This window comes from Streptomyces sp. NBC_00354, assembly GCF_036106915.1.
Classification (GTDB): Bacteria; Actinomycetota; Actinomycetes; order Streptomycetales; family Streptomycetaceae; genus Streptomyces.
The window spans coordinates 6,324,272-6,342,146 of sequence record NZ_CP107983.1 but is presented as its reverse complement, the minus strand read 5'-3'; the positions used below and the strand labels follow the sequence as shown (position 1 = coordinate 6,342,146).

The 17,875-nt window shown below is 72.7% G+C and carries 21 protein-coding genes; 8 read left to right on the top strand and 13 right to left on the bottom strand.

What is annotated here, in order from left to right; genetic code table 11:
* Positions 1-13: 13 nt before the first annotated feature.
* The 4 genes from OHT74_RS29100 to OHT74_RS29085 are packed head-to-tail and all read right to left on the bottom strand — an operon-like array spanning position 14 to position 4,226.
* Positions 14-1,231, bottom strand: a complete 1,218-nt coding sequence (locus OHT74_RS29100; protein WP_328621829.1) for an amidohydrolase family protein — start codon at positions 1,229-1,231, stop codon at positions 14-16.
* Entirely contained in the window at positions 1,231-2,520 is a 1,290-nt protein-coding gene (locus OHT74_RS29095; protein ID WP_266673148.1) for an amidohydrolase family protein, read from the bottom strand. The genes OHT74_RS29100 and OHT74_RS29095 overlap by 1 nt, the downstream gene beginning before the upstream one ends.
* Positions 2,521-2,544: 24 nt before the next feature.
* The gene (locus OHT74_RS29090; protein WP_328621828.1) at positions 2,545-3,429 is read right to left on the bottom strand and encodes an SDR family NAD(P)-dependent oxidoreductase; all 885 of its coding nucleotides are present in this window, start codon (positions 3,427-3,429) and stop codon (positions 2,545-2,547) included.
* Positions 3,429-4,226, bottom strand: coding sequence for an acetoacetate decarboxylase family protein (locus OHT74_RS29085; protein ID WP_266668298.1), 798 nt, complete (start codon positions 4,224-4,226; stop codon positions 3,429-3,431). Before OHT74_RS29085 ends, OHT74_RS29090 begins: the two co-directional genes overlap by 1 nt.
* 122 nt (positions 4,227-4,348) lie before the next feature.
* Between OHT74_RS29085 and OHT74_RS29080 the strand changes: the two genes are divergently transcribed.
* The 5 genes from OHT74_RS29080 (at position 4,349) to OHT74_RS29060 (ending at position 8,062) form a co-directional block, all read left to right on the top strand.
* The gene (locus tag OHT74_RS29080; protein WP_266668296.1) at positions 4,349-4,978 is read left to right on the top strand and encodes a TetR/AcrR family transcriptional regulator; all 630 of its coding nucleotides are present in this window, start codon (positions 4,349-4,351) and stop codon (positions 4,976-4,978) included.
* A 119-nt stretch (positions 4,979-5,097) separates the two neighbouring features.
* Positions 5,098-6,075: a DEDDh family exonuclease gene (locus OHT74_RS29075; RefSeq protein WP_266673146.1), complete on the top strand. Its 978-nt coding sequence runs from the start codon at positions 5,098-5,100 to the stop codon at positions 6,073-6,075.
* A gap of 63 nt (positions 6,076-6,138) precedes the next feature.
* Positions 6,139-6,372: a hypothetical protein gene (locus OHT74_RS29070; protein WP_078613516.1), complete on the top strand. Its 234-nt coding sequence runs from the start codon at positions 6,139-6,141 to the stop codon at positions 6,370-6,372.
* A gap of 129 nt (positions 6,373-6,501) precedes the next feature.
* Positions 6,502-7,296, top strand: a complete 795-nt coding sequence (locus OHT74_RS29065; protein ID WP_266668294.1) for an SURF1 family cytochrome oxidase biogenesis protein — start codon at positions 6,502-6,504, stop codon at positions 7,294-7,296.
* Positions 7,297-7,306: 10 nt separating this feature from the next.
* Positions 7,307-8,062: an SDR family oxidoreductase gene (locus tag OHT74_RS29060; protein ID WP_266668292.1), complete on the top strand. Its 756-nt coding sequence runs from the start codon at positions 7,307-7,309 to the stop codon at positions 8,060-8,062.
* Positions 8,063-8,079: 17 nt separating this feature from the next.
* Here the strand turns inward: OHT74_RS29060 and amaP are convergent, their stop codons facing one another.
* From amaP to OHT74_RS29035, 5 genes are read right to left on the bottom strand one after another with little or no spacing between them, the layout of a single operon-like run.
* Positions 8,080-8,655, bottom strand: coding sequence for an alkaline shock response membrane anchor protein AmaP (gene amaP, locus OHT74_RS29055; RefSeq protein ID WP_328621827.1), 576 nt, complete (start codon positions 8,653-8,655; stop codon positions 8,080-8,082).
* 4 nt (positions 8,656-8,659) lie between these two features.
* Complete coding sequence (locus OHT74_RS29050) at positions 8,660-9,268, bottom strand: DUF6286 domain-containing protein (protein WP_328621826.1); 609 nt, start codon at positions 9,266-9,268, stop codon at positions 8,660-8,662.
* Complete coding sequence (locus OHT74_RS29045) at positions 9,265-9,681, bottom strand: hypothetical protein (protein ID WP_328621825.1); 417 nt, start codon at positions 9,679-9,681, stop codon at positions 9,265-9,267. The genes OHT74_RS29050 and OHT74_RS29045 overlap by 4 nt, the downstream gene beginning before the upstream one ends.
* 10 nt (positions 9,682-9,691) lie before the next feature.
* Positions 9,692-9,874, bottom strand: a complete 183-nt coding sequence (locus OHT74_RS29040; RefSeq protein ID WP_328621824.1) for a hypothetical protein — start codon at positions 9,872-9,874, stop codon at positions 9,692-9,694.
* A 10-nt stretch (positions 9,875-9,884) separates the two neighbouring features.
* Positions 9,885-10,316: an Asp23/Gls24 family envelope stress response protein gene (locus OHT74_RS29035; protein WP_266668284.1), complete on the bottom strand. Its 432-nt coding sequence runs from the start codon at positions 10,314-10,316 to the stop codon at positions 9,885-9,887.
* A gap of 222 nt (positions 10,317-10,538) precedes the next feature.
* Between OHT74_RS29035 and OHT74_RS29030 the strand changes: the two genes are divergently transcribed.
* Positions 10,539-11,492 carry a zinc-binding dehydrogenase gene (locus OHT74_RS29030; RefSeq protein WP_328621823.1) on the top strand — a complete coding sequence of 318 codons (954 nt, stop codon included), beginning with the start codon at positions 10,539-10,541 and terminating at the stop codon, positions 11,490-11,492.
* 72 nt (positions 11,493-11,564) lie between these two features.
* Here OHT74_RS29030 and OHT74_RS29025 read toward each other — a convergent pair whose 3' ends face one another.
* The 3 genes from OHT74_RS29025 to OHT74_RS29015 all read right to left on the bottom strand — a co-directional run bounded on the left by OHT74_RS29025 (position 11,565) and on the right by OHT74_RS29015 (position 14,700).
* Positions 11,565-12,344 (bottom strand): enoyl-CoA hydratase/isomerase family protein, encoded by a 780-nt coding sequence (locus OHT74_RS29025; protein WP_266668280.1) that lies wholly within the window; start codon positions 12,342-12,344, stop codon positions 11,565-11,567.
* 162 nt (positions 12,345-12,506) lie between these two features.
* On the bottom strand, positions 12,507-12,728 hold the full coding sequence (locus OHT74_RS29020; RefSeq protein WP_005319113.1) for a helix-turn-helix domain-containing protein: 222 nt from the start codon (positions 12,726-12,728) through the stop codon (positions 12,507-12,509).
* Between the two features lie 373 nt (positions 12,729-13,101).
* Positions 13,102-14,700 carry an ABC-F family ATP-binding cassette domain-containing protein gene (locus tag OHT74_RS29015; protein ID WP_266668278.1) on the bottom strand — a complete coding sequence of 533 codons (1,599 nt, stop codon included), beginning with the start codon at positions 14,698-14,700 and terminating at the stop codon, positions 13,102-13,104.
* Positions 14,701-14,994: 294 nt separating this feature from the next.
* Between OHT74_RS29015 and ypfJ the strand changes: the two genes are divergently transcribed.
* Together ypfJ and OHT74_RS29005 are read left to right on the top strand one after the other, a co-directional pair.
* A complete protein-coding gene (gene ypfJ, locus OHT74_RS29010; RefSeq protein WP_328621822.1) occupies positions 14,995-15,885 on the top strand; it encodes a KPN_02809 family neutral zinc metallopeptidase in 891 nt (296 codons plus the stop codon).
* A 60-nt stretch (positions 15,886-15,945) separates the two neighbouring features.
* Positions 15,946-16,341, top strand: coding sequence for a VOC family protein (locus tag OHT74_RS29005; protein ID WP_328621821.1), 396 nt, complete (start codon positions 15,946-15,948; stop codon positions 16,339-16,341).
* A gap of 39 nt (positions 16,342-16,380) precedes the next feature.
* Here the strand turns inward: OHT74_RS29005 and OHT74_RS29000 are convergent, their stop codons facing one another.
* Positions 16,381-17,868 (bottom strand): hypothetical protein, encoded by a 1,488-nt coding sequence (locus OHT74_RS29000; RefSeq protein ID WP_443047588.1) that lies wholly within the window; start codon positions 17,866-17,868, stop codon positions 16,381-16,383.
* Positions 17,869-17,875 lie beyond the last annotated feature (7 nt).

The following is a 17,875-nucleotide window of genomic DNA, read 5'->3' as shown; positions in this document are numbered from 1 at the left end:
GCCGGTCACCGGTTCACCAGACGCGGACCGAGCCTCCCCGGGCGAAGGCCGGGCTCGTGGCCTCGGGGGGGATCTCGGTCAGCGGCTCGGCGATCTCCGAGACCAAGGGGCCGTGCTTCGCGGCCACCGCGTCCAGCAGGGGCAGGTCGAAGCCGTACACGCGGGCCGCGTTGCCGCCGACCATCGCGGCGACCTCCTCCCTCGGGAGGCCTGCGTACGCGATGCGCAGGCCCTCGCGGGAGAACGGGGTGGTGCCCTCGTCGTGGGGGTAGTCGCTGCCCCACATGATCTTGTCGAGGCCGATCCGCTCCCGCAGCGGGACCTCGTGGGGGCGCATGAAGCTCGCCCCCACGAAGCAGTTGTCCCGCCAGACCTCGCTCGGGCCCTTGCCCATGGACTCCGCCAGGCCCGCCCCGAACTTGGCCTCCGCCGTGGCCGACGCCGCGACCAGGCGGCCGTGGTAGTAGTCCAGCATCTCCACGACCCCAGGGATCCAGCCGGAACCCTGCTCCGTCAGGACCAGCTTCAGGCCGGGGTGGCGGCGGAAGGCGCCGCCGAAGATGAGGTGCCACAGGGCGCGGTGCGAGAACCAGGTCGTCTCGACCATGAAGACGGCCCGGGCGGCCGGTTCGTCGCCGAGCGGCGGGGACGCCGAGCCGCCGTGGTGGTTGACCGGGACGTCCAGCTCGTCGCACACCGCCCAGATCGGGTCGTACGCGGCCGAGTACAGCTCGGGGACCGACGAGCCGGGCGGGACGCCGGGCAGCAGGATGCCACCCGTCAGGCCCGCCTCCCTCGTGCGGCGGATCTCCTTCACCGCCGCGTCCACGTCGTTGAGGAGGATCTGCACCACCCCGGCCCTCCGGCCCGGTGCGTCCGCGCAGAAGTCCGCCAGCCAGCGGTTGTGGGCCTGGAGCCCCGCCCAGCGCAGCGTGTACTCCCCGGCCGTCGGAGGCTGGGCCATCAGCGAGGCCTTGGGAAAGAACGGCGGGATGGTGTTGGGGAAGAGGACCTCGGCCACGATGCCGTCCGCCTCGAGCTCGGACAGCCGGCGCGCGGAGTTCCAGTTGCGGTCCGCGGTGTCCGCGAGGAGGTCCTCGTACGGATTCACGTACGTGGCGGCCCAGGCGTCGAACTCGTCGTGGTGCCGCTTCTCCAGGTACGGCTTGTAGTCCAGCAGGTCCGCGCCCGCGTGGCAGTCCGCCGAGACGACCGTGTAACGGTCCGCCATCAGGACACCCCCAGGACCGGGAAGTCGTGGCCCGTCAGCCAGTGGCGGCCCGTCTCCCGCGAGCGGGCCCACGAGGACTCCACGGAATCCTGGTCGGCCGGCTGGCCCAGCTCCGCCGGGGTCGGGCCGATCCGGCGGGCGACCGGGGCCAGCTTCTGCGTGTCGAAGCCGAAGACGTCCGCCGCGGCCAGGCCCAGCATCCGGCGGGTCTCGCCGACCGGGATGTCGTGGAAGGTGTTCTTCAGCCAGGTCCGGGTGTCCGGCCAGGTGCCTTCGGGGTGCGGGAAGTCCGAGCCCCACAGGATGTTGTCCACTCCGATCTCGTAGCGCTGCGCGAGTTCGCGCCGCTTGGTGTTCGTCGCGCAGATGAACACCTGGCGGTCCAGGTACTCGCTCGGCGGGCGCTTGAGCTCCTCGAACGGCGACAGCTTCTTGCCGCCGTGCGCACCCAGGTACAGCCGGTCCATGAACCACAGCTGGTTCGGCAGCCACCAGCAGCCCGATTCGGCGACGCCGAACTTCAGGCCCGGGTGCCGCTCGAAGACCCCGGACCAGAGCAGGAACCACAGTGGGCGGGCCGGCCACCAGGTGACCTCGGAGACGAAGATGCCCAGGTGGTCGCCGTACTCGTGGCGGGGCGAGGAGCCCGAGTGGGTGACGATCGGCATCTGCGTCTCGGCCGCGGCGGCCCAGACGGGGTCGTAGCGGCGGTCGTGGTACGGCGCCTTGTCCACCCACATCGCGGGGATCATCAACGCGCCGAGCCCCGACTCCTTGGCCCGGTGGACCTCGGCGACGACCTTCGAGGGCTCGCCCGTGATGGGCAGCAGGGCGACCCCGCAGTGCCGCTCGGGGGTCCCGGAGACGAACTCCGCCAGCCAGCGGTTGTGCGCCTGCGCGCCCGCCATGCCGAGCTCGGGGTCCTGGTCTCCGGAGAGCCCGAGGCCCACGCCGAAGGGGGCGGCGGTCTGGCTGTCCACGGCGTCGGCGTCCGGGAAGACGACCTCGGCGGCCACCCCGTCGCCGTCGAGTTCCTTCAGGCGCTGCGCCGTGTCCCAGCCGCCCTTGAGGCCTTCCTCGTGGTCGTGGAACCACTTCTCGGCGAAGGCCTCGTTGCGGACGCCGAGGCGGGTGGCCTCGGCGCGGCGGGCGCCCTGCTGGCCGAGGAACTCGTCGAACCGGCGGTGGAATCGGGAGTCGAGGTACGGGCGGTACTGCTCGGTGGGCAGGCCCGCGTGGCAGTCGGAGGAGATGATCAGGTACGGGTCTTCGTACGTGCTGTCGCTCACGGTCTCACTCACTGCAAACGCTCCTCAGTCGAGGATGAAGCTCTCCAGGTAGGCGGGGTCGGCGCGGTCGAGCATCGACTGCGACCGGGCGCGGATCTGCCGGTCGCTGTGCTCGCTCGCCGGGAGCATCCAGAAGCGGTCGGCGCGGATGCCGTCGACGACGTGCTCGGCGACCTCCTCGACCGGGGTGAAGTCCACCTCGTGGCCGGCCTTCTTCATCGCGGCCTCGTACTGGTCGAGGCTGCGGTAAGGGGACTTGCGCGGCCGCTCCTTCGCGTACCGCTCGGGCCGGTTGCGGTGCGACTCCCACAGTCCGGTGCGCAGCATGTGCGGGCCGGGGAAGAGGACGGAGGCGCCGACGGCCGCGCCCTCCGCCTTGAGGTGGGCGTACAGCGACTCGGTCATGGTGACCACGGCCGCCTTGGTGACGGCGTAGACGGAGGCGGTGGGCAGCGGGGCGATGCCGCCGTCGCCGGAGGAGGTGTTGACGACGTGGCCGGGGCCGCCGGCCGCGATCATGCGGGGGACGAAGGCCTGGATGCCGTGGAAGACGCCCCAGACGTTGACGGAGAAGGCCCACTTCCAGTCGTTGGGCTCGTGCTCCCACATCCGGCCCTCGGCGCCGGAGCCGACGCCCGCGTTGTTGCAGAGCACGTGCACGGCGCCGAAGGTGTCGTACGCGGCGTCGGCCAGCGCGATCACGGACTCGCGGTCGCTGACGTCGACGAGCCGGGCCAGTACCTGGGCTCCGTCGGCGGCCAGCTCGTCGGCGGCCTTGCGCAGGGCGCCCTCCTCCACGTCGGCGAGGACGACCTTCAGCCCCTCGGTGGCGAAGCGGCGGGCCATGGCCAGGCCGATACCGCCGGCGGCGCCGGTGACGACGGCCACCTGTCCCGGCTCGAGCCGCATCAGACGCTCCCCTCGGGCGGGCCGTCGAGGATCTGCATCGGGTCGTCGTAGCGCTGGTGGATGTACGGGAGGAGGGCCTGGGCGCTGACCCGCTCGACGACGCGGCCCTTCTGGTCGGTGGTCTTCTCGCCGATGGTGATCTCCACGATCCGGCGTACGGGGAGGTCGGCGACGGGGTCGAACATCGACTCGCGCAGCACCACGTCACCGGTGATGTGCTCCAGCTTGCGGACCTTCTCGTTGCGGGTGACGTGGACGAGCACCGGGTCGGCGTCGAAGCCCGAACCGTCCACCGCCGGAAGGAACTTGAAGTAGAAGTCGGTCTTGGCGGCGGGCTCGGGCAGCGGCAGCGCGCGGTCCACCGCCCCGCGCACCTCCACGAAGGCGATCCCGTGCCGGGCCAGGGAGGCCCGTACGACGAGGCCGTCGCGCTCGACGCCGACCTCGCCCAGCTTCTTCGGCTCGCCGAAGACCTCCCGGCCGCCGATCAGGGCCCGCTCGTGGGTCATCGGCATGACCAGCGGGTACCAGCCCTCGACCCCGGCGTGCTGGGCGGCGACGGCCACCGAGCCGGCGCCGAGGGGGTAGCCGGGCAGGTCGACCTTGCTGATGTTGGCCCGTACGAGGGGCCGCTCGGCGGGCTTGAGCGGCGGCGGCAGGACCGCCGCCACCACGTCCGGGTCGCTCTCCCAGACCGCCACCACACCGGTGGACCAGATGTCGGGGAGCTTGGCGCTCTTCTCGCGCGACGCCGTGATCTCGGCCTCGGTGCGCGCTCCGTACCGTACGCGTGCCATGTCTCGCACCATCCCTCGTCTTGAGCGGATCGGTTCTGTAACACAGTTACACCGCCACCGATGAAGGGTAAAGACCCCTGCACGGACCAGAACTGACGATCCGACAGATTGGCGGGACGGCCATGGCCAGAACCACGCTCACCCGCGACGAGGTACTGGAGGCGGCCGCCCGCCTGGTCAAGCAGCACGGCCCGGCCGCCCTCACCATGCGCAAACTCGCCGCCGAGCTGGGCACCGCGGTCACGTCCATCTACTGGCACGTCGGCAACCGCGAATCACTGCTCGACGCCCTCGTGGAGCGGACCGTCCAGGACATGGGCGCGATCCGGCCGGCCGGCCGCACCCCCACCGAGCGGATCCTCTCCGTGGCGCGGATCCTGCGCCGCGAACTGCGCGAGCGGCCGCACCTGATCGCGATGGTCCACGAACGCGGGCTCACCGAGCGGATGTTCCTGCCCGCCCAGCAGGCCCTGGTCCACGAGGTGCACGCGGCCGGGCTGCGCGGGGCCCGGGCCGCCGACGCGGTGCGCGCGGTCCAGTTCCAGATCGTCGGCTTCCTGCTCGTGGAGCGCAACCGCGAGCGCTCCCCCGCCCAGTCCCCCGCCGAGAGCGACCTCTGGGACCCCACCGCCGCCCCCGACGACCCGGAACTCGCCCGCGCCCTGGCCCGCCCGGCGGATCCGGAAAGGCTGTTCCTGCTGTCCGTACGGGCCCTTGTCCACACCCTCCTGGCCCGGGGCGCGGCTTGTTGACGCCTGCGGGCTCGAACAGCTCGCGGCGGGCGGCCTCGGCACGGCGCCGGGGGGAGGGGCGGACGGCGACCGCTGACAGCCCATCGGGCCACGGGTGTCAGTCCGTGCCGATATCCTCTGTGACCATGCTCGACGACCGTACGACCGCAGAGACGACGTGGCCGACCGCGTACCCCGAGGGGTACGCGGTCGTCGACGTGGAGACGACCGGGCTCGCTCGCGACGACCGGATAATCTCCGCCGCCGTCTACCGGCTCGACGCGCAGGGCAATGTGGAGGACCACTGGTACACCCTGGTCAACCCCCTGCGGGACCCGGGGCCGGTCTGGATCCACGGGCTCACCAGCGACATGCTCCAGGACGCGCCGCTCTTCAAGGACATCGCCGAGGAGTTCGCGGGCCGGCTCGCGGACCGGGTGCTGGTCGCGCACAACGCCATCTTCGACTGGCAGATGATCGCCCGCGAGTACGCGCGGGCCGCCGGGACCGCACCGGTCCGTCAGCGGCTGTGCACCATCGCCCTGTCGAAAGAGCTGAACCTCCCGCTGCCCAACCACAAGCTGGAGTCGCTCGCCGCGCACTTCGGCGTGGTCCAGCAGCGCGCCCACCACGCGCTCGACGACGCCCGCGTGCTCGCGGAGGCGTTCCGCCCGTCGCTGCACGCCGCCGCGCGGGACGGCGTACGGCTGCCCCTGCTGGAATGCCGGCCGCTGACGGAATGGTCGGACTCCCCCGTCACCCCGCGGATCGGGCAGCAGGCCTCGTACGGGAGCGGCAGCTGGCGGCCCTCGCGCAAGCGGCCGCCGTGCCCGCACCCGAACCCGGGGCGCTTCGAGGACGGCAAACCGCTGAAGCAGGGCATGCGGATCGCCTTCTCGGGTGACACCTCGGTGGACCGGGAGCTGCTGGAGGACCGGGCGATCGAGGCGGGTCTGCACGTCGCGACGAGTGTGTCGCGGCTCACGAGCCTGCTCGTGACGAACGACCCCGACTCGGCCACCTCCAAGACGGTCAAGGCGAAGTCCTTCGGTACGCCGGTGGTCGACGAGGCGGCCTTCACCCAACTGCTGCGGGACGTGGCTGCGGCAGACGGGTGAGCGTCGGGCGACTCGCCCGGCACCCGCTTCCGCGTTCGCCCGTCCGGTCCCACCCTGTGGCGCATGGCACGTTGTGAGGTCTGCGGAAACGATTACGGCATGTCCTTCGAAGTGCACGCGCAGGGCAGCGTGCACGTCTTCGACTGCTTCTCCTGCGCCATCCACCGCATGGCGCCCATCTGCGAACACTGCCGTGTGCAGATCATCGGGCAGGGCGTCGAGGTCGAGGGCCAGTGGTTCTGCGGGGCGCACTGCGCCCGCGCGGAAGGGAAGGTGGGCATCGTCGACCGCGTGTGACCCTCCGGCCGTCCGGTCATCCGACCCTCCGTGTGACGCTCCCCCGGTTTCCCTCCCCCGTTCCCCTTCCCGACCCCGGACGGCCACCCGGCCACCGGGGTCTTCCCGGCTGGGGGTACCGTCGTGGGCGTGTACCGCTTTGTGCTGACCCGGCAATGGGTGTGCCTCACCCTCGTCGCCCTCGCCCTCATCCCCGCGATGATCAAGCTGGGGTTCTGGCAGTACCACCGCCACGAGCACCGGGTCGCCCAGAACGAGCTGATCGCGTCGAACCTGTCCGCGAAGCCGGTTGCGATGACCGAGGTGACCTCCCCCGGCCACCGGGTCCCGCGGGCCGACTTCTGGCGTGCCGTCACCGCCACCGGGACGTACGACACCGCGCACGAGGTCGTCGTACGGATGCGCACCGACAACGACGACAAGGTCGGCTTCCACGTCCTGACCCCGCTGGTGCTGGCCGACGGCCGGGTGGTGCTGGTCAACCGCGGCTGGGTGGCCGGCGGCGACGACCCGCGCGCGTACCCGCCGGTGCCGGCCGCGCCCGCGGGCGAGGTCACGCTCACCGGGCGGCTGAAGGCCGACGAGACGAGCGGCGGCAGCGGCATCAAGGACCGCAAGGGCCTGCCGGACCGCCAGGTGATGCTGATCAACAGCGCCCAGCAGGCGGAGTACCTGGGCAAGCCCGTCCTCGGCGGCTACCTGGAGCTCACCGCCCCGGCCCCGGCGGGCGGCAGCCCGGAGATGGTCGCCGATCCCGACCACGACTCGATCGGCCCGCACATGGCGTACGCCGTGCAGTGGTGGCTGTTCGCCGCGTCGGTGCCGGTGGGCTGGCTGGTCCTCGTACGGCGCGAGAAGCGCGACCGCGCGGCGGCTGCGGCGGCCGGCGCCACCCCCGAGCGGGAGCCGGCGCCGACGGCGTAGCGTGTCGGGCATGGATCTTGGACTGAAAGACCGCGTCTACGTCGTCACCGGAGCCACCCGTGGCCTGGGCTTCGCCTCCGCGCGCGAACTGGCGGCGGACGGCGCGAAGGTGATCGTGACGGGCCGCGACGCGGCGCGCGCCGCCGAAGCGGCGGCCTCGCTGGGTCCGAACGCGGTGGGGGTCGCCGCGGACAACGCCGACCCGGAGGCGGCGGCCGCGCTCGTCGCCACCGCGAAGGAACGCTTCGGCCGCTTCGACGGCATCCTCATCAGCGTCGGCGGCCCCGCCCCCGGTTCGGCGGCGAGCAACACCGACGAGCAGTGGGCCGCGGCGTTCGAAGCGGTCTTCCTGGGCGCCGTGCGCCTGGCCCGCGCGGCGGCGGCCGAGCTGGGCGAGGGCGGGGTCATCGGCTTCGTCCTGTCGGGCTCGGTCCACGAGCCGATCCCGGGCCTGACCATCTCCAACGGCCTGCGGCCGGGGCTGGCGGGCTTCGCCAAGTCCCTGTCGGTGGAGCTCGGGCCGCGCGGCATCCGCGTGGTCGGGCTGCTGCCGGCCCGGATCGACACCGACCGCGTCCGCGAGCTCGACGCACTGTCGGGCGACGCCGAGGCGGCCCGCGCGGCCAATGAATCCGGCATTCCGCTGCGGCGCTACGGCACCCCGGAGGAGTTCGGCCGCTCGGCGGCGTTCCTGCTGTCGCCCGCGGCCTCGTACCTGACGGGCATCATGCTCCCGGTCGACGGCGGCTTCCGGCGCGGCTTCTGAGTCCCCCGGGCCCGCCGTCAGGTGACGCGGCGGGCCCGGTGCGAGGTGATCCGGAAGCGGGCCTCCGCGAGGAGTCCGGGGAGACCCGCCGACCCGCGGGCGTGGTTCAGCACCGGCCCGGCCAGCGCGGCCAGTGCATCGGCCGGGACGGCATGCGGCTCCAGCTCCAGTTCCACCTGCAGCCTGGGCGCACCGCGCCGGCCGCGTCTCCCCTGCCGCCCGCCCAGTGCGACGCTGCACCGGGCAACCCCGTCCAGCGCCCCCGCCTCGGCGGCCACCGCCTCCTCCAGCGCCCGCCCCCGCAGCACCGCGAACGCCCCGTCCCCGGTGTCCACCACCAGCGCGCCCAGCCGCGGACGCCGCAGCTGGGCCAGCAGCCACCACAGCGCGAGCACCACGCAGACCCCGAGCCCGGCGAGCACCGCCCACCACCACCAGCCCTCGGCATGCCAGTACTGCTGCCGGGTCTCCGATGTCAGCAGCGGCTCGTGGCGGCCGCCGAGCGGCCGGAACGCCGTCAGCAGCGCCGCCCCGGCCGCCAGCAGCACGAGGCCGATGATCCCGAGCAGGATCCGGTTCACCGTCCCGAGCATCCCCTCACCTCTTCCCGACGGCGGCCCGGGTGACCCGTACCCGCGGCTGCGGCGGGTGTGCGAGGCCCAGTTCCCGGATGCCGACCGCGAGCACCGCCTCCAGGTCGGCCCTTACCTCGTCCAGCTCGCGGAAGTGCGACGCGGCCCGGACCGCGACGTGGGACCGGCGCACAGCGACCCGCGCCGACTGCACCCCGGACACCTCCATGGCCCGGTCCCGCAGCACCTGCGCGGCGGCCTTCCGCCCGAGCCCGGCCCGTACCCCGGCGTCCGGGTCCGCCGGCCGCATCGGCAGGATCCCGCGGAGCCCGGGAGCCAGCGCGAGGAACAGGAGCACCGCCCCGGCCAGGGCGAGGGCCCCGGCGCACACGAGCACCCACGGGTCCGCGGGGGTGTGCCGCTCCAGCTGGCGGGCGAGTTCGCGGCGCCACTCCATCCCGGGACGGCCGGCCCGTACGGCGGCGAGGTCGTAGAGGAACAGGCCCGCCACCCCGAGCACGGCCAGTGCGGTCAGCGCGGCCGGAACCCGCCGGGCCGACCGGAACCGGGCGACGTGGGCCCGTCCGGAATCCGGGTCCGGGACCGGGGCCCGGCCGGGAGCGGGCGCCGTCACCGCAGCTTCCGGTCCCGTACGGCGGAGCCGGGGGTGTGCGCGGTGTGCAGGTGCTCGATGTCGATGTCCACCTCGGGTACGGACATGGCGGTGCACTCCTCGATACGGAGGACGACCTGGCGGCGCACGGCCGCGCACTGGGCGGCGAGGTCGGAGGGGTAGTCGAGCTCGAGGCTCACCCGCACCCGGGCGATGTCGTGGTGCACGGTGACGGTGGCGTGCGGGGCGGCCGGCCCGGCGGACCCGGCGGTGCGCGTCGCCGGGCCCGCGGCCGTCGGCGGCCCGCCCGGCGGCGCGGCGAGCGCCTCCCGGGCGGCCTGGGCCGCGATCTTGGCGACGACCCGGTCGGCGATCCGGGTGGCCCCCCGGTCGGCAGGCGGCACCCGCGGCGGGGTCGCCCGTGGCGTGCTCATCAGGACCTCCTCACCTGTCGCGATCGCGGGGGCGGAAGAAGTCGCCGGGGTCCAGGTCACCCTCCAGGAACCGGCCCACGACGAAGCCGATGGCACCGAGCGCCGCCACCAGCAGGAAGGCCCCGAAACCGCCGAAGTATCCGGCGAAGGCCAGCGCCATGCCGGCGAAGAGGCCGACGACTGCCATCCTCATGCGGGCTCCCTCACTGGAGTCGGGACTCCGGCTCTTCGTCGGGCTCGTCGGGGAGCTTGACGTCGCTGACCGCGATGTTGACCTCGACGACTTCCAGGCTCGTCATCCGCTCGACCGCCGAGATGACGTTCTCACGGACGGCCCGGGCCACGTCGCGGATCGACACGCCGTAGTCGACGACGATCTCCAGGTCGAGGGCCGTCTGCACCTCGCCGACCTCGGCCTTGACCCCGCGGGTGACGGACGACTTCGCCCCGCCGGGGACGCGGTCGCGGACGGCGCCGAAGGTGCGGGCGAGGCCGCTGCCGCTGCCCATGGCATGGACACCGACCACCTCGCGGGCGGCGAGTCCGGCGATCTTCTCGACCACCCCGTCGGAGATGGTGGTGCGGCCGCGGTCGGCCGGGTTGCGGGAGGCGCCCCCGGATGCGGATTCGGTCATCGCGTGTCCCTTCGCGCGGATTGGACTCACTCCTCACCACGGTAAGCGGGCGGCCGCGGCGGCGCGCCGGGACTACGCCGGTCGGCCGGGACCGGATTCCTGCCGCCGCTTGACCTCAACCACGGTCGAGGTCCGAGAGTGGGGTGAGTGATCAAGGCCGAAAGGCCATGGCGCGTTCCGAATGTCGAATGCCGAATGCGAATGTCGAACGAGGGGGATGTCATGCGGGCGATACGGGTGGACGGGTACGGCGGTCCGGAGGTCCTGGTGCCGGTCGAGCTGGCGGACCCGGTCCCGGGGGCGGGCGAGGTGGTGGTCAGGGCCGAGGCCGTGGACACGATCTACGTGGAGACCCAGATCCGCGGGGGCTGGGGCGAGTCCTTCGGCATCCACCCGCCGTACGTGCCGGGCGGCGCGGCTGCCGGGACGGTCGTCGCGGTGGGCGAGGGGGTGGACCCGGACTGGCAGGGCCGCCGGGTGGTGGCCGCACCGGGTACGAAGGGGACGTACGCGGAACTGGTCCGGGTCCCGGTGGAACTGCTGGTCCCGGTCCCGGAAGAGCTGGAATCGGCGGAGGCTGCGGCGCTGGCGCACGATGGGGTGACCGGCTCGGGCATCGTCCTGGGCGTCGGGATCAAGCCGGGCGACCGGGTGCTGATCCTGGGCGCGGCCGGCGGGATGGGGACGCTGCTGGTGCAGATGGCGGTGGCGGCGGGGGCGTACGTGGTGGGGGCGGCGCGGGGCGAACAGAAGCTGGCGCTGGTCCGGGAGCTGGGCGCCGACCGGGCGGTGGACTACACGGAACCGGGCTGGACCGAGGCGGTCGGCGGTCCGGTGGACGTCCTGCTCGACGGGGTCGGCGGTGAGCTGGGCCTGGCCGGCTTCGGGCTGGTCCGGGACGGCGGGAGGGTCTCGGCGCACGGCGCCCCCAGTGGCGGCTTCACGGAGCTGGACCCGGCGGAGGTGGAGCGGCGCGGGATCGCCCTGCGGGGGATCGCGGAGGTCCAGTTCCCGCCGGCGGAGATCACCCGCCTGGCGGGCCATGCCCTGGCCGAGGCGGCGGCGGGGCGGCTCCGCCCGGTGATCGCGCGGAGGTTCCCCCTGGCGGAGGCTGCGGAGGCGCACCGCGCCATCGAAGCCCGCCGGATCCCGGGCAAGGCTCTCCTGATCCCCTGACGCATCAGCCCCGCCTGCGTGTGCGGCGCGGCTCCGGGGGCGGAGCCCCGGCAACCGCGCCGCGCACGCAGGTCAGTCCGAGAGGCCGGCCAGGTCGCGGAGGCGGCGGGCCTGGGCGGCGCGTTCCGCCGAGCGCTGGTCGTCGTACGGGCGGGACACCGCCTCGCGGAGCAGCGCTTTCGTCTCGATCACGGCATCCCGCGGCGGAGCCAGCAGCGCCGTCGTGAGGTCCTGCACCGCCGCGTCGAGCTCATCGGCGGGCACGACCAGGTTGGCCAGCCCGACCCGCTCCGCCTCCTCGGCATGCACGAAGCGGCCCGTCGCGCAGATCTCCAGCGCGCGGGCGTAGCCCACCAGGGAGGTCAGCGGCTGCGTGCCCGCCAGGTCCGGCACGAGGCCGAGGCTGGTCTCGCGCATGGCGAACTGCACGTCGTCCGCGACCACCCGAAGGTCACAGGCCAGCGCGAGCTGGAAGCCGGCGCCGATCGCATGCCCTTGCACGGCGGCGATGGAGACGATGTCGTTGCGCCGCCACCAGGTGAAAGCCTCCTGGTACTCGGCGATGGTCGAGTCGAGCAGTTCGTCCGAACCGCGCGCCAGATCGAGGAAGGACGGCTCACCCTCGAAACCTTCGGGGGTGAACGCCTGCCGGTCGAGTCCGGCGGAGAAGGACGTGCCCTCACCGCGCAGCACCACGACCCGGACGGTGCCCGGCAGCGACCTTCCGGCCTCCGTCAACGCCCGCCAGAGCGCGGGGGACTGAGCGTTTCGCTTGGCCGGATTGGTCAGTGTCACCGTGGCGACCGAGTCGTCCACGGTGAGCCGTACGCCGTCCTTGTCGAGCAGAGCCATCTGGTGCCTCCGGTGTGCAGTCGGCCGCAATCCCGGCCTAAGTGACTGCACAGTAACCACCCGATCGACCACACGGCCGACCGGGGGTCACCGAAGGAACCGCGGTGTGGACAGGCAAGCGTCTTCCACCCCGGCCCCGGGCCTGACGGCCAGGGTTCCGGGTCAGGCCGAAGCCGCCTTCTTGCCACGCGTCGCGCCACCGCGTCCACGCAGCACGACTCCGGACTCGCTGAGCATCCGGTGGACGAATCCGTAGGACCGGCCGGTTTCCTCGGCCAGCGCCCGGATACTCGCACCGGAGTCGTACTTCTTCTTCAGGTCTGCCGCGAGCTTGTCGCGCGCGGCGCCGGTTACCCGGCTGCCCTTCTTCAGAGTCTCGGCCACCCGTGCCTCCTCATGGGAAGTGCGCTCTGGACTTCTCATGATCACCCCTCCCCGGCTTCCTGGCCACCCATTCAGCAAGGTCGGTACGACGGCATTTCCCGACCGGTGGACACATCAGCAGAACGGAATCTTCTCTTCCGCTGCATGACGTCCGTCACACTTCTCCACCCTCACCGGGAATCGCCAGGTCAGGGGCCGGACGCCGAAAAAAGACGACCCCGGCCGCGCGCCCGGACGGGCACGGCCGGGGCCGTCGTACAGAGCGCAGAGGTACGAGACCGTCTCACTCAGATGATGGATCACGCCTGAGCCGAATGATCCATAAGGAACTGGATCAACCCGCCGGGCAGCCGCCGGGCACCCCCGGTGAACCTCAGGCGAGGGAGACGAGGTCCCGGTAGTCCGGGCCCCACAGGTCCTCGACGCCGTCCGGGAGCAGGATGATCCGCTCCGGCTCCAGCGCCTCGACCGCCCCCTCGTCGTGCGTGACGAGGATGACCGCACCCTTGTACGTGCGCAGCGCGCCCAGGATCTCCTCGCGGCTGGCCGGGTCGAGGTTGTTGGTGGGCTCGTCGAGCAGCAGCACGTTCGCCGAGGAAACGACCAGCGTGGCCAGGGCGAGACGGGTCTTCTCGCCACCGGAGAGGACCCCGGCCGGCTTGTCCACGTCGTCCCCGGAGAAGAGGAAGGAGCCGAGCGTCTTGCGTACGGCGACCAGGTCCAGGTCGGGCGCGGCGGAGCGCATGTTCTCGAGGACCGTGCGCTCCGGGTCCAGGGTCTCGTGCTCCTGGGCGTAGTAGCCGAGCTTGAGGCCGTGGCCCGGGGTGACCTCGCCGGTGTCCGGCTTCTCGGTGCCCGAGAGCAGGCGCAGCAGGGTGGTCTTGCCGGCGCCGTTGAGGCCGAGGATGACGACGCGGGAGCCCTTGTCGATGGCCAGGTCGACGTCGGTGAAGATCTCCAGGGAGCCGTACGACTTCGACAGGCCCTCGGCGGTCAGCGGGGTCTTGCCGCAGGGCGCCGGGTCCGGGAAGCGGAGCTTGGCGACCTTGTCGGAGGCGCGGACGGCCTCCAGGCCTGCGAGCAGCCGGTCGGCGCGCTTGGCCATGTTCTGCGCGGCGACGGTCTTGGTGGCCTTGGCGCGCATCTTGTCGGCCTGCGAGTTCAGGGCCGCGGCCTTCTTCTCGGCGTTCTGGCGCTCGCGCTTGCGGCGCTTCTCGTCGGCCTCGCGCTGCTGCTGGTAGAGCTTCCAGCCCATGTTGTAGACGTCGATCTGGGAGCGGTTGGCATCCAGGTAGAAGACCTTGTTGACGACGGTCTCGACCAGGTCGACGTCGTGGGAGATCACGACGAAGCCGCCGCGGTAGTTCTTCAGGTAGTCGCGCAGCCAGACGATGGAGTCGGCGTCCAGGTGGTTCGTCGGCTCGTCGAGCAGCAGGGTGTCGGCGTCCGAGAAGAGGATCCGGGCGAGCTCGACGCGGCGGCGCTGGCCGCCGGAGAGGGTGTGCAGCGGCTGGCCGAGGACCCGGTCGGGGAGGCTGAGGGCGGCCGAGATGGTCGCGGCCTCGGACTCGGCGGCGTACCCGCCCTTGGTGAGGAACTCGGTCTCCTGGCGCTCGTACTGCTTGAGCGCCTTCTCACGGGTGGCGCCGGCGCCGGTTGCGATGCGCTCCTCGTTCATCCGCATCTTCTTGATGAGGACGTCGAGGCCGCGGGCGGACAGGATCCGGTCGCGGGCGAGCACGTCCAGGTCGCCGGTGCGCGGGTCCTGCGGGAGGTAGCCGACCTCGCCCGAGCGGGTGATGGACCCGGCGGCGGGCTGACCCTCGCCGGCGAGGCACTTGGTGAGGGTGGTCTTGCCCGCTCCGTTGCGGCCGACCAGGCCGATACGGTCGCCCTTGGCGATACGGAACGAGGCGGACTCGATGAGGACGCGGGCGCCGGCGCGCAGCTCGACGCCGGTGGCGGTGATCACGGAAATACTCCAGGGCGGGGGGACGGCGGAAGGGGGGCAGGACGCGATGCTTCGACGCCGCTAATCCGCGAGGAGATTTGCCATGGGATTCATTCTACCGGGGGTGTGCAACTGGTTATGGGGGCGTCCGGCCCTTGACGCACGCCCCGTCCCTCCCCCTTCCGCTCCCCCGCCCGCCCCTCTTCCGGTCCCCCGTTCGGTCCACGGATCGCCCCGGTGGGCCGGGGCGCGTATCAGGATGGACCGGGTGATATTCGCCGCAGTGCGGCCACGTGGAATCGAGGGCGGTGCGGGATGCAGTTCGACGACGACGCCGATCTGGACACTTCCGAGGTCAAGGACGTGCGTGGCAACCGCATCCCGGGCGGGCGGGCGACGATCGGCGGCGGTATCGCGGGCCTCATCGCGCTGGTACTCGGGCTGCTCTTCGGCGTGGGCCCGGACGAACTGGGGCTGTCCTCGGGGAACCGGGAGCCGGCGGTGACCTCGTCGTCCGTCAGTCAGGTGGAGCAGTCCTGCAAGAAGGGGCGGGACGCGAACGCGCGGGAGGACTGCCGGCTGGTCGCGGTCGTCAACAGCACCCAGGACTTCTGGAGGGAAGAGTTCACCCGGCGCGGCGGCCGGTACACCCCGGCGTCGACGGTCTTCTTCACCGGCCGGGTGAACACCGCCTGCGGGGCCGCCACCTCGGCGGTCGGCCCCTTCTACTGCCCGGCCGACCGGCGGGTCTACCTGGACCTCGGCTTCTTCGACGACCTGAGGACGAAGTTCGGCGCGAGCGGCGGCCCGTTCGGCCAGGCCTATGTCGTCGCCCACGAGTACGGGCACCACGTCCAGAACCTGACCGGAACGCTGCAGAAGGCCCAGGGCGGACAGCCGGGCGCGAACAGCAACGCGGTCAAGGTCGAACTGCAGGCCGACTGCTACGCCGGGGTGTGGGCGCACAACGCGACGAGGACCCCGGACGAGTCCACGGGCCGACCGCTGATCACGAGCCTCACCGACCAGGACATCAAGGACGGCCTGGACGCGGCGGCCGCGGTCGGCGACGACCGGATCCAGGAGAAGTTCCAGGGCCGCGTGACCCCGGAGTCCTGGACGCACGGCTCGGCCCAGCAGCGCCAGCAGTGGTTCTACCAGGGGTACCACACGGGCGACATGGCCCGGTGCAACACGTTCCGCTGACCGTCGGTGGCGCCTGCCATGCTGTGACGTAGGTCACCGTCACGAGAGGGAGTGGTCGTCATGTCAGGCGTTCCGTCCATCTGTCCCACGCTGCGTTTTCGCGACGCGAAGGCGGCCATCAAGCTGCTGACCGAGGCCTTCGGCTTCAGCCAGGTCGCGGTGTACGAGGGCGAGGACGGCTCGGTGATGCATGCGGAACTGGCCTACGGCAGCGGCCTGGTGATGCTGGGCAGCAAGGGCACCGGCAGCGTCTTCGACAAGGCCATGGAGGGCGGCGGTCCCGTGGGGGTCTATGTGGTGGTCGACGATGTGGACGCCCACCACCGGCGGGCCGCGGAGCACGGCGTGGAGATCCTGATGGAGCCCACCGACCAGGACTACGGGTCCCGCGACTACATGGCCAGGGACGCCGAGGGCAACATCTGGAGCTTCGGGACGTACGCGCCGCAGGTCTGAGACCCGCGGCGCGTTCCTGCGTACCTTCCCCTACGGGCGCTACGCGCCGCCGGTGTGGACCTGGAACGCGGCCCGGCGGACCGCTTTGGCCAGGGCCGGGTCCGGGTGGGCGGCGGCCAGGGCGACCAGGACCTGGACGGTGCGCGGATGGCCGACCGCGCGGACCTCGTCCAGCAGCCGCGGGACGGTGGTGCGGACGGCCGAGTCGAGGTGGCGTGCCAGCAGGTCGGCCTCGCCGTGGTCGGCGATGGCGGCCGCGGTGTCCACCCAGAGCCAGGTCGACTCCTCGGCGGTGAGCACGTCCTGGGCCTCGTCCGGATCCACCCCGTCGTGCTCGGCGAGCCAGAGCAGGGCGTAGGGCCGCAGGGCGGCGTCGCGGACGGCGGCGCGCACCTCGGGTTCGGCCGGGGCTCCGACCACGCGCAGGGCCTCGAAGGCCAGGCCGCGCAGCAGGGCATCCTCGCCGCGGGCGGCGTGCAGCAGCTCGCTGACGGCGTGGCCGACGGGCCGGGCGGCGAGCCAGGCCTGGTACTCGGCGCGGGCCGGTCCCGGGGTGAGCCGGGCGCAGCCGTGCAGCATCGCGGCGGCGGACTGCTCGATGTTCCCGGCGGGGCTCTGCGCAGCGACGCAGATCTGTTCGAGCTTGACCCAGACGGCCCAGCTGCCGAGCGGGGTGAGCGCGGCCTGCGCGGGACCGAGGGTGACGGCGTCGACGGCGGCGAGTCCGCCGAGCGCCCAGCGCAGCAGCCGGGCGAGCGGGACGGGCGCCGCGTGGGAGGTGGCGGCCTCCGCGACCGCGACGGCCGCCACGGGGCCGGCCGCCTCGGCGTCGGCGGTGGCTGCCGTCCCGTCAGACGGCGAAGTCTCGCGCGCCGGGGTGTCGTAGGGGACCTCGCACCGCTCGTCGCGCAGTTCGGTGACCCGCTGGCCGAGCAGGTCCAGCAGATCCGGCACGGTCACGGGACCGGCGGACAGCTGGAGCAGGGACAGCAGTTGGGGCATGGCCTCGACCACCTCGGCGACGACCGCGGGCGCGATGTCGGCGGGGGCCGGGTGAACCAGCGACCAGGCGTCGAACAGGGCGACCCAGCCGCGCAGTACGGCGGTGTCGTCGCGGTCCCAGGCGCGCAGCCGCCAGCCGGGCCGGGCATGGCCGCCGTGCACTTCCACGAGGCCGGCGAGCCGGGCGCGGTCCCAGCCGACCCGGATCTGCCCGTGTGTCAGGTTCAGTTCAGCGGCGGCCCGTTCCACATCGGAGGCGGGCAGCGCTCCCGCCGGGGCGGGTCGGCCTCCGCCGCCGGCCCCGAGGTTGAGCTCGGCCCAGCGGGCGAGCCGTACGGCATCGGCGAGCGAGGCCCGGGCCCGGTTCGCGAGTTCGGCCGTGGCCGGGGTACCCGCCGGGGGCCGGGAGGCGGTACGGGCGCGTCGGTCGGTCACCGCCTTGCGGGCCGCGGCGACGGAACGCGGGGAGACGAGTCGGAGTCTGGAGTCGCGAGCCAACTGCTCATCAGGCTTTCGGGACGTCACGGAAGCA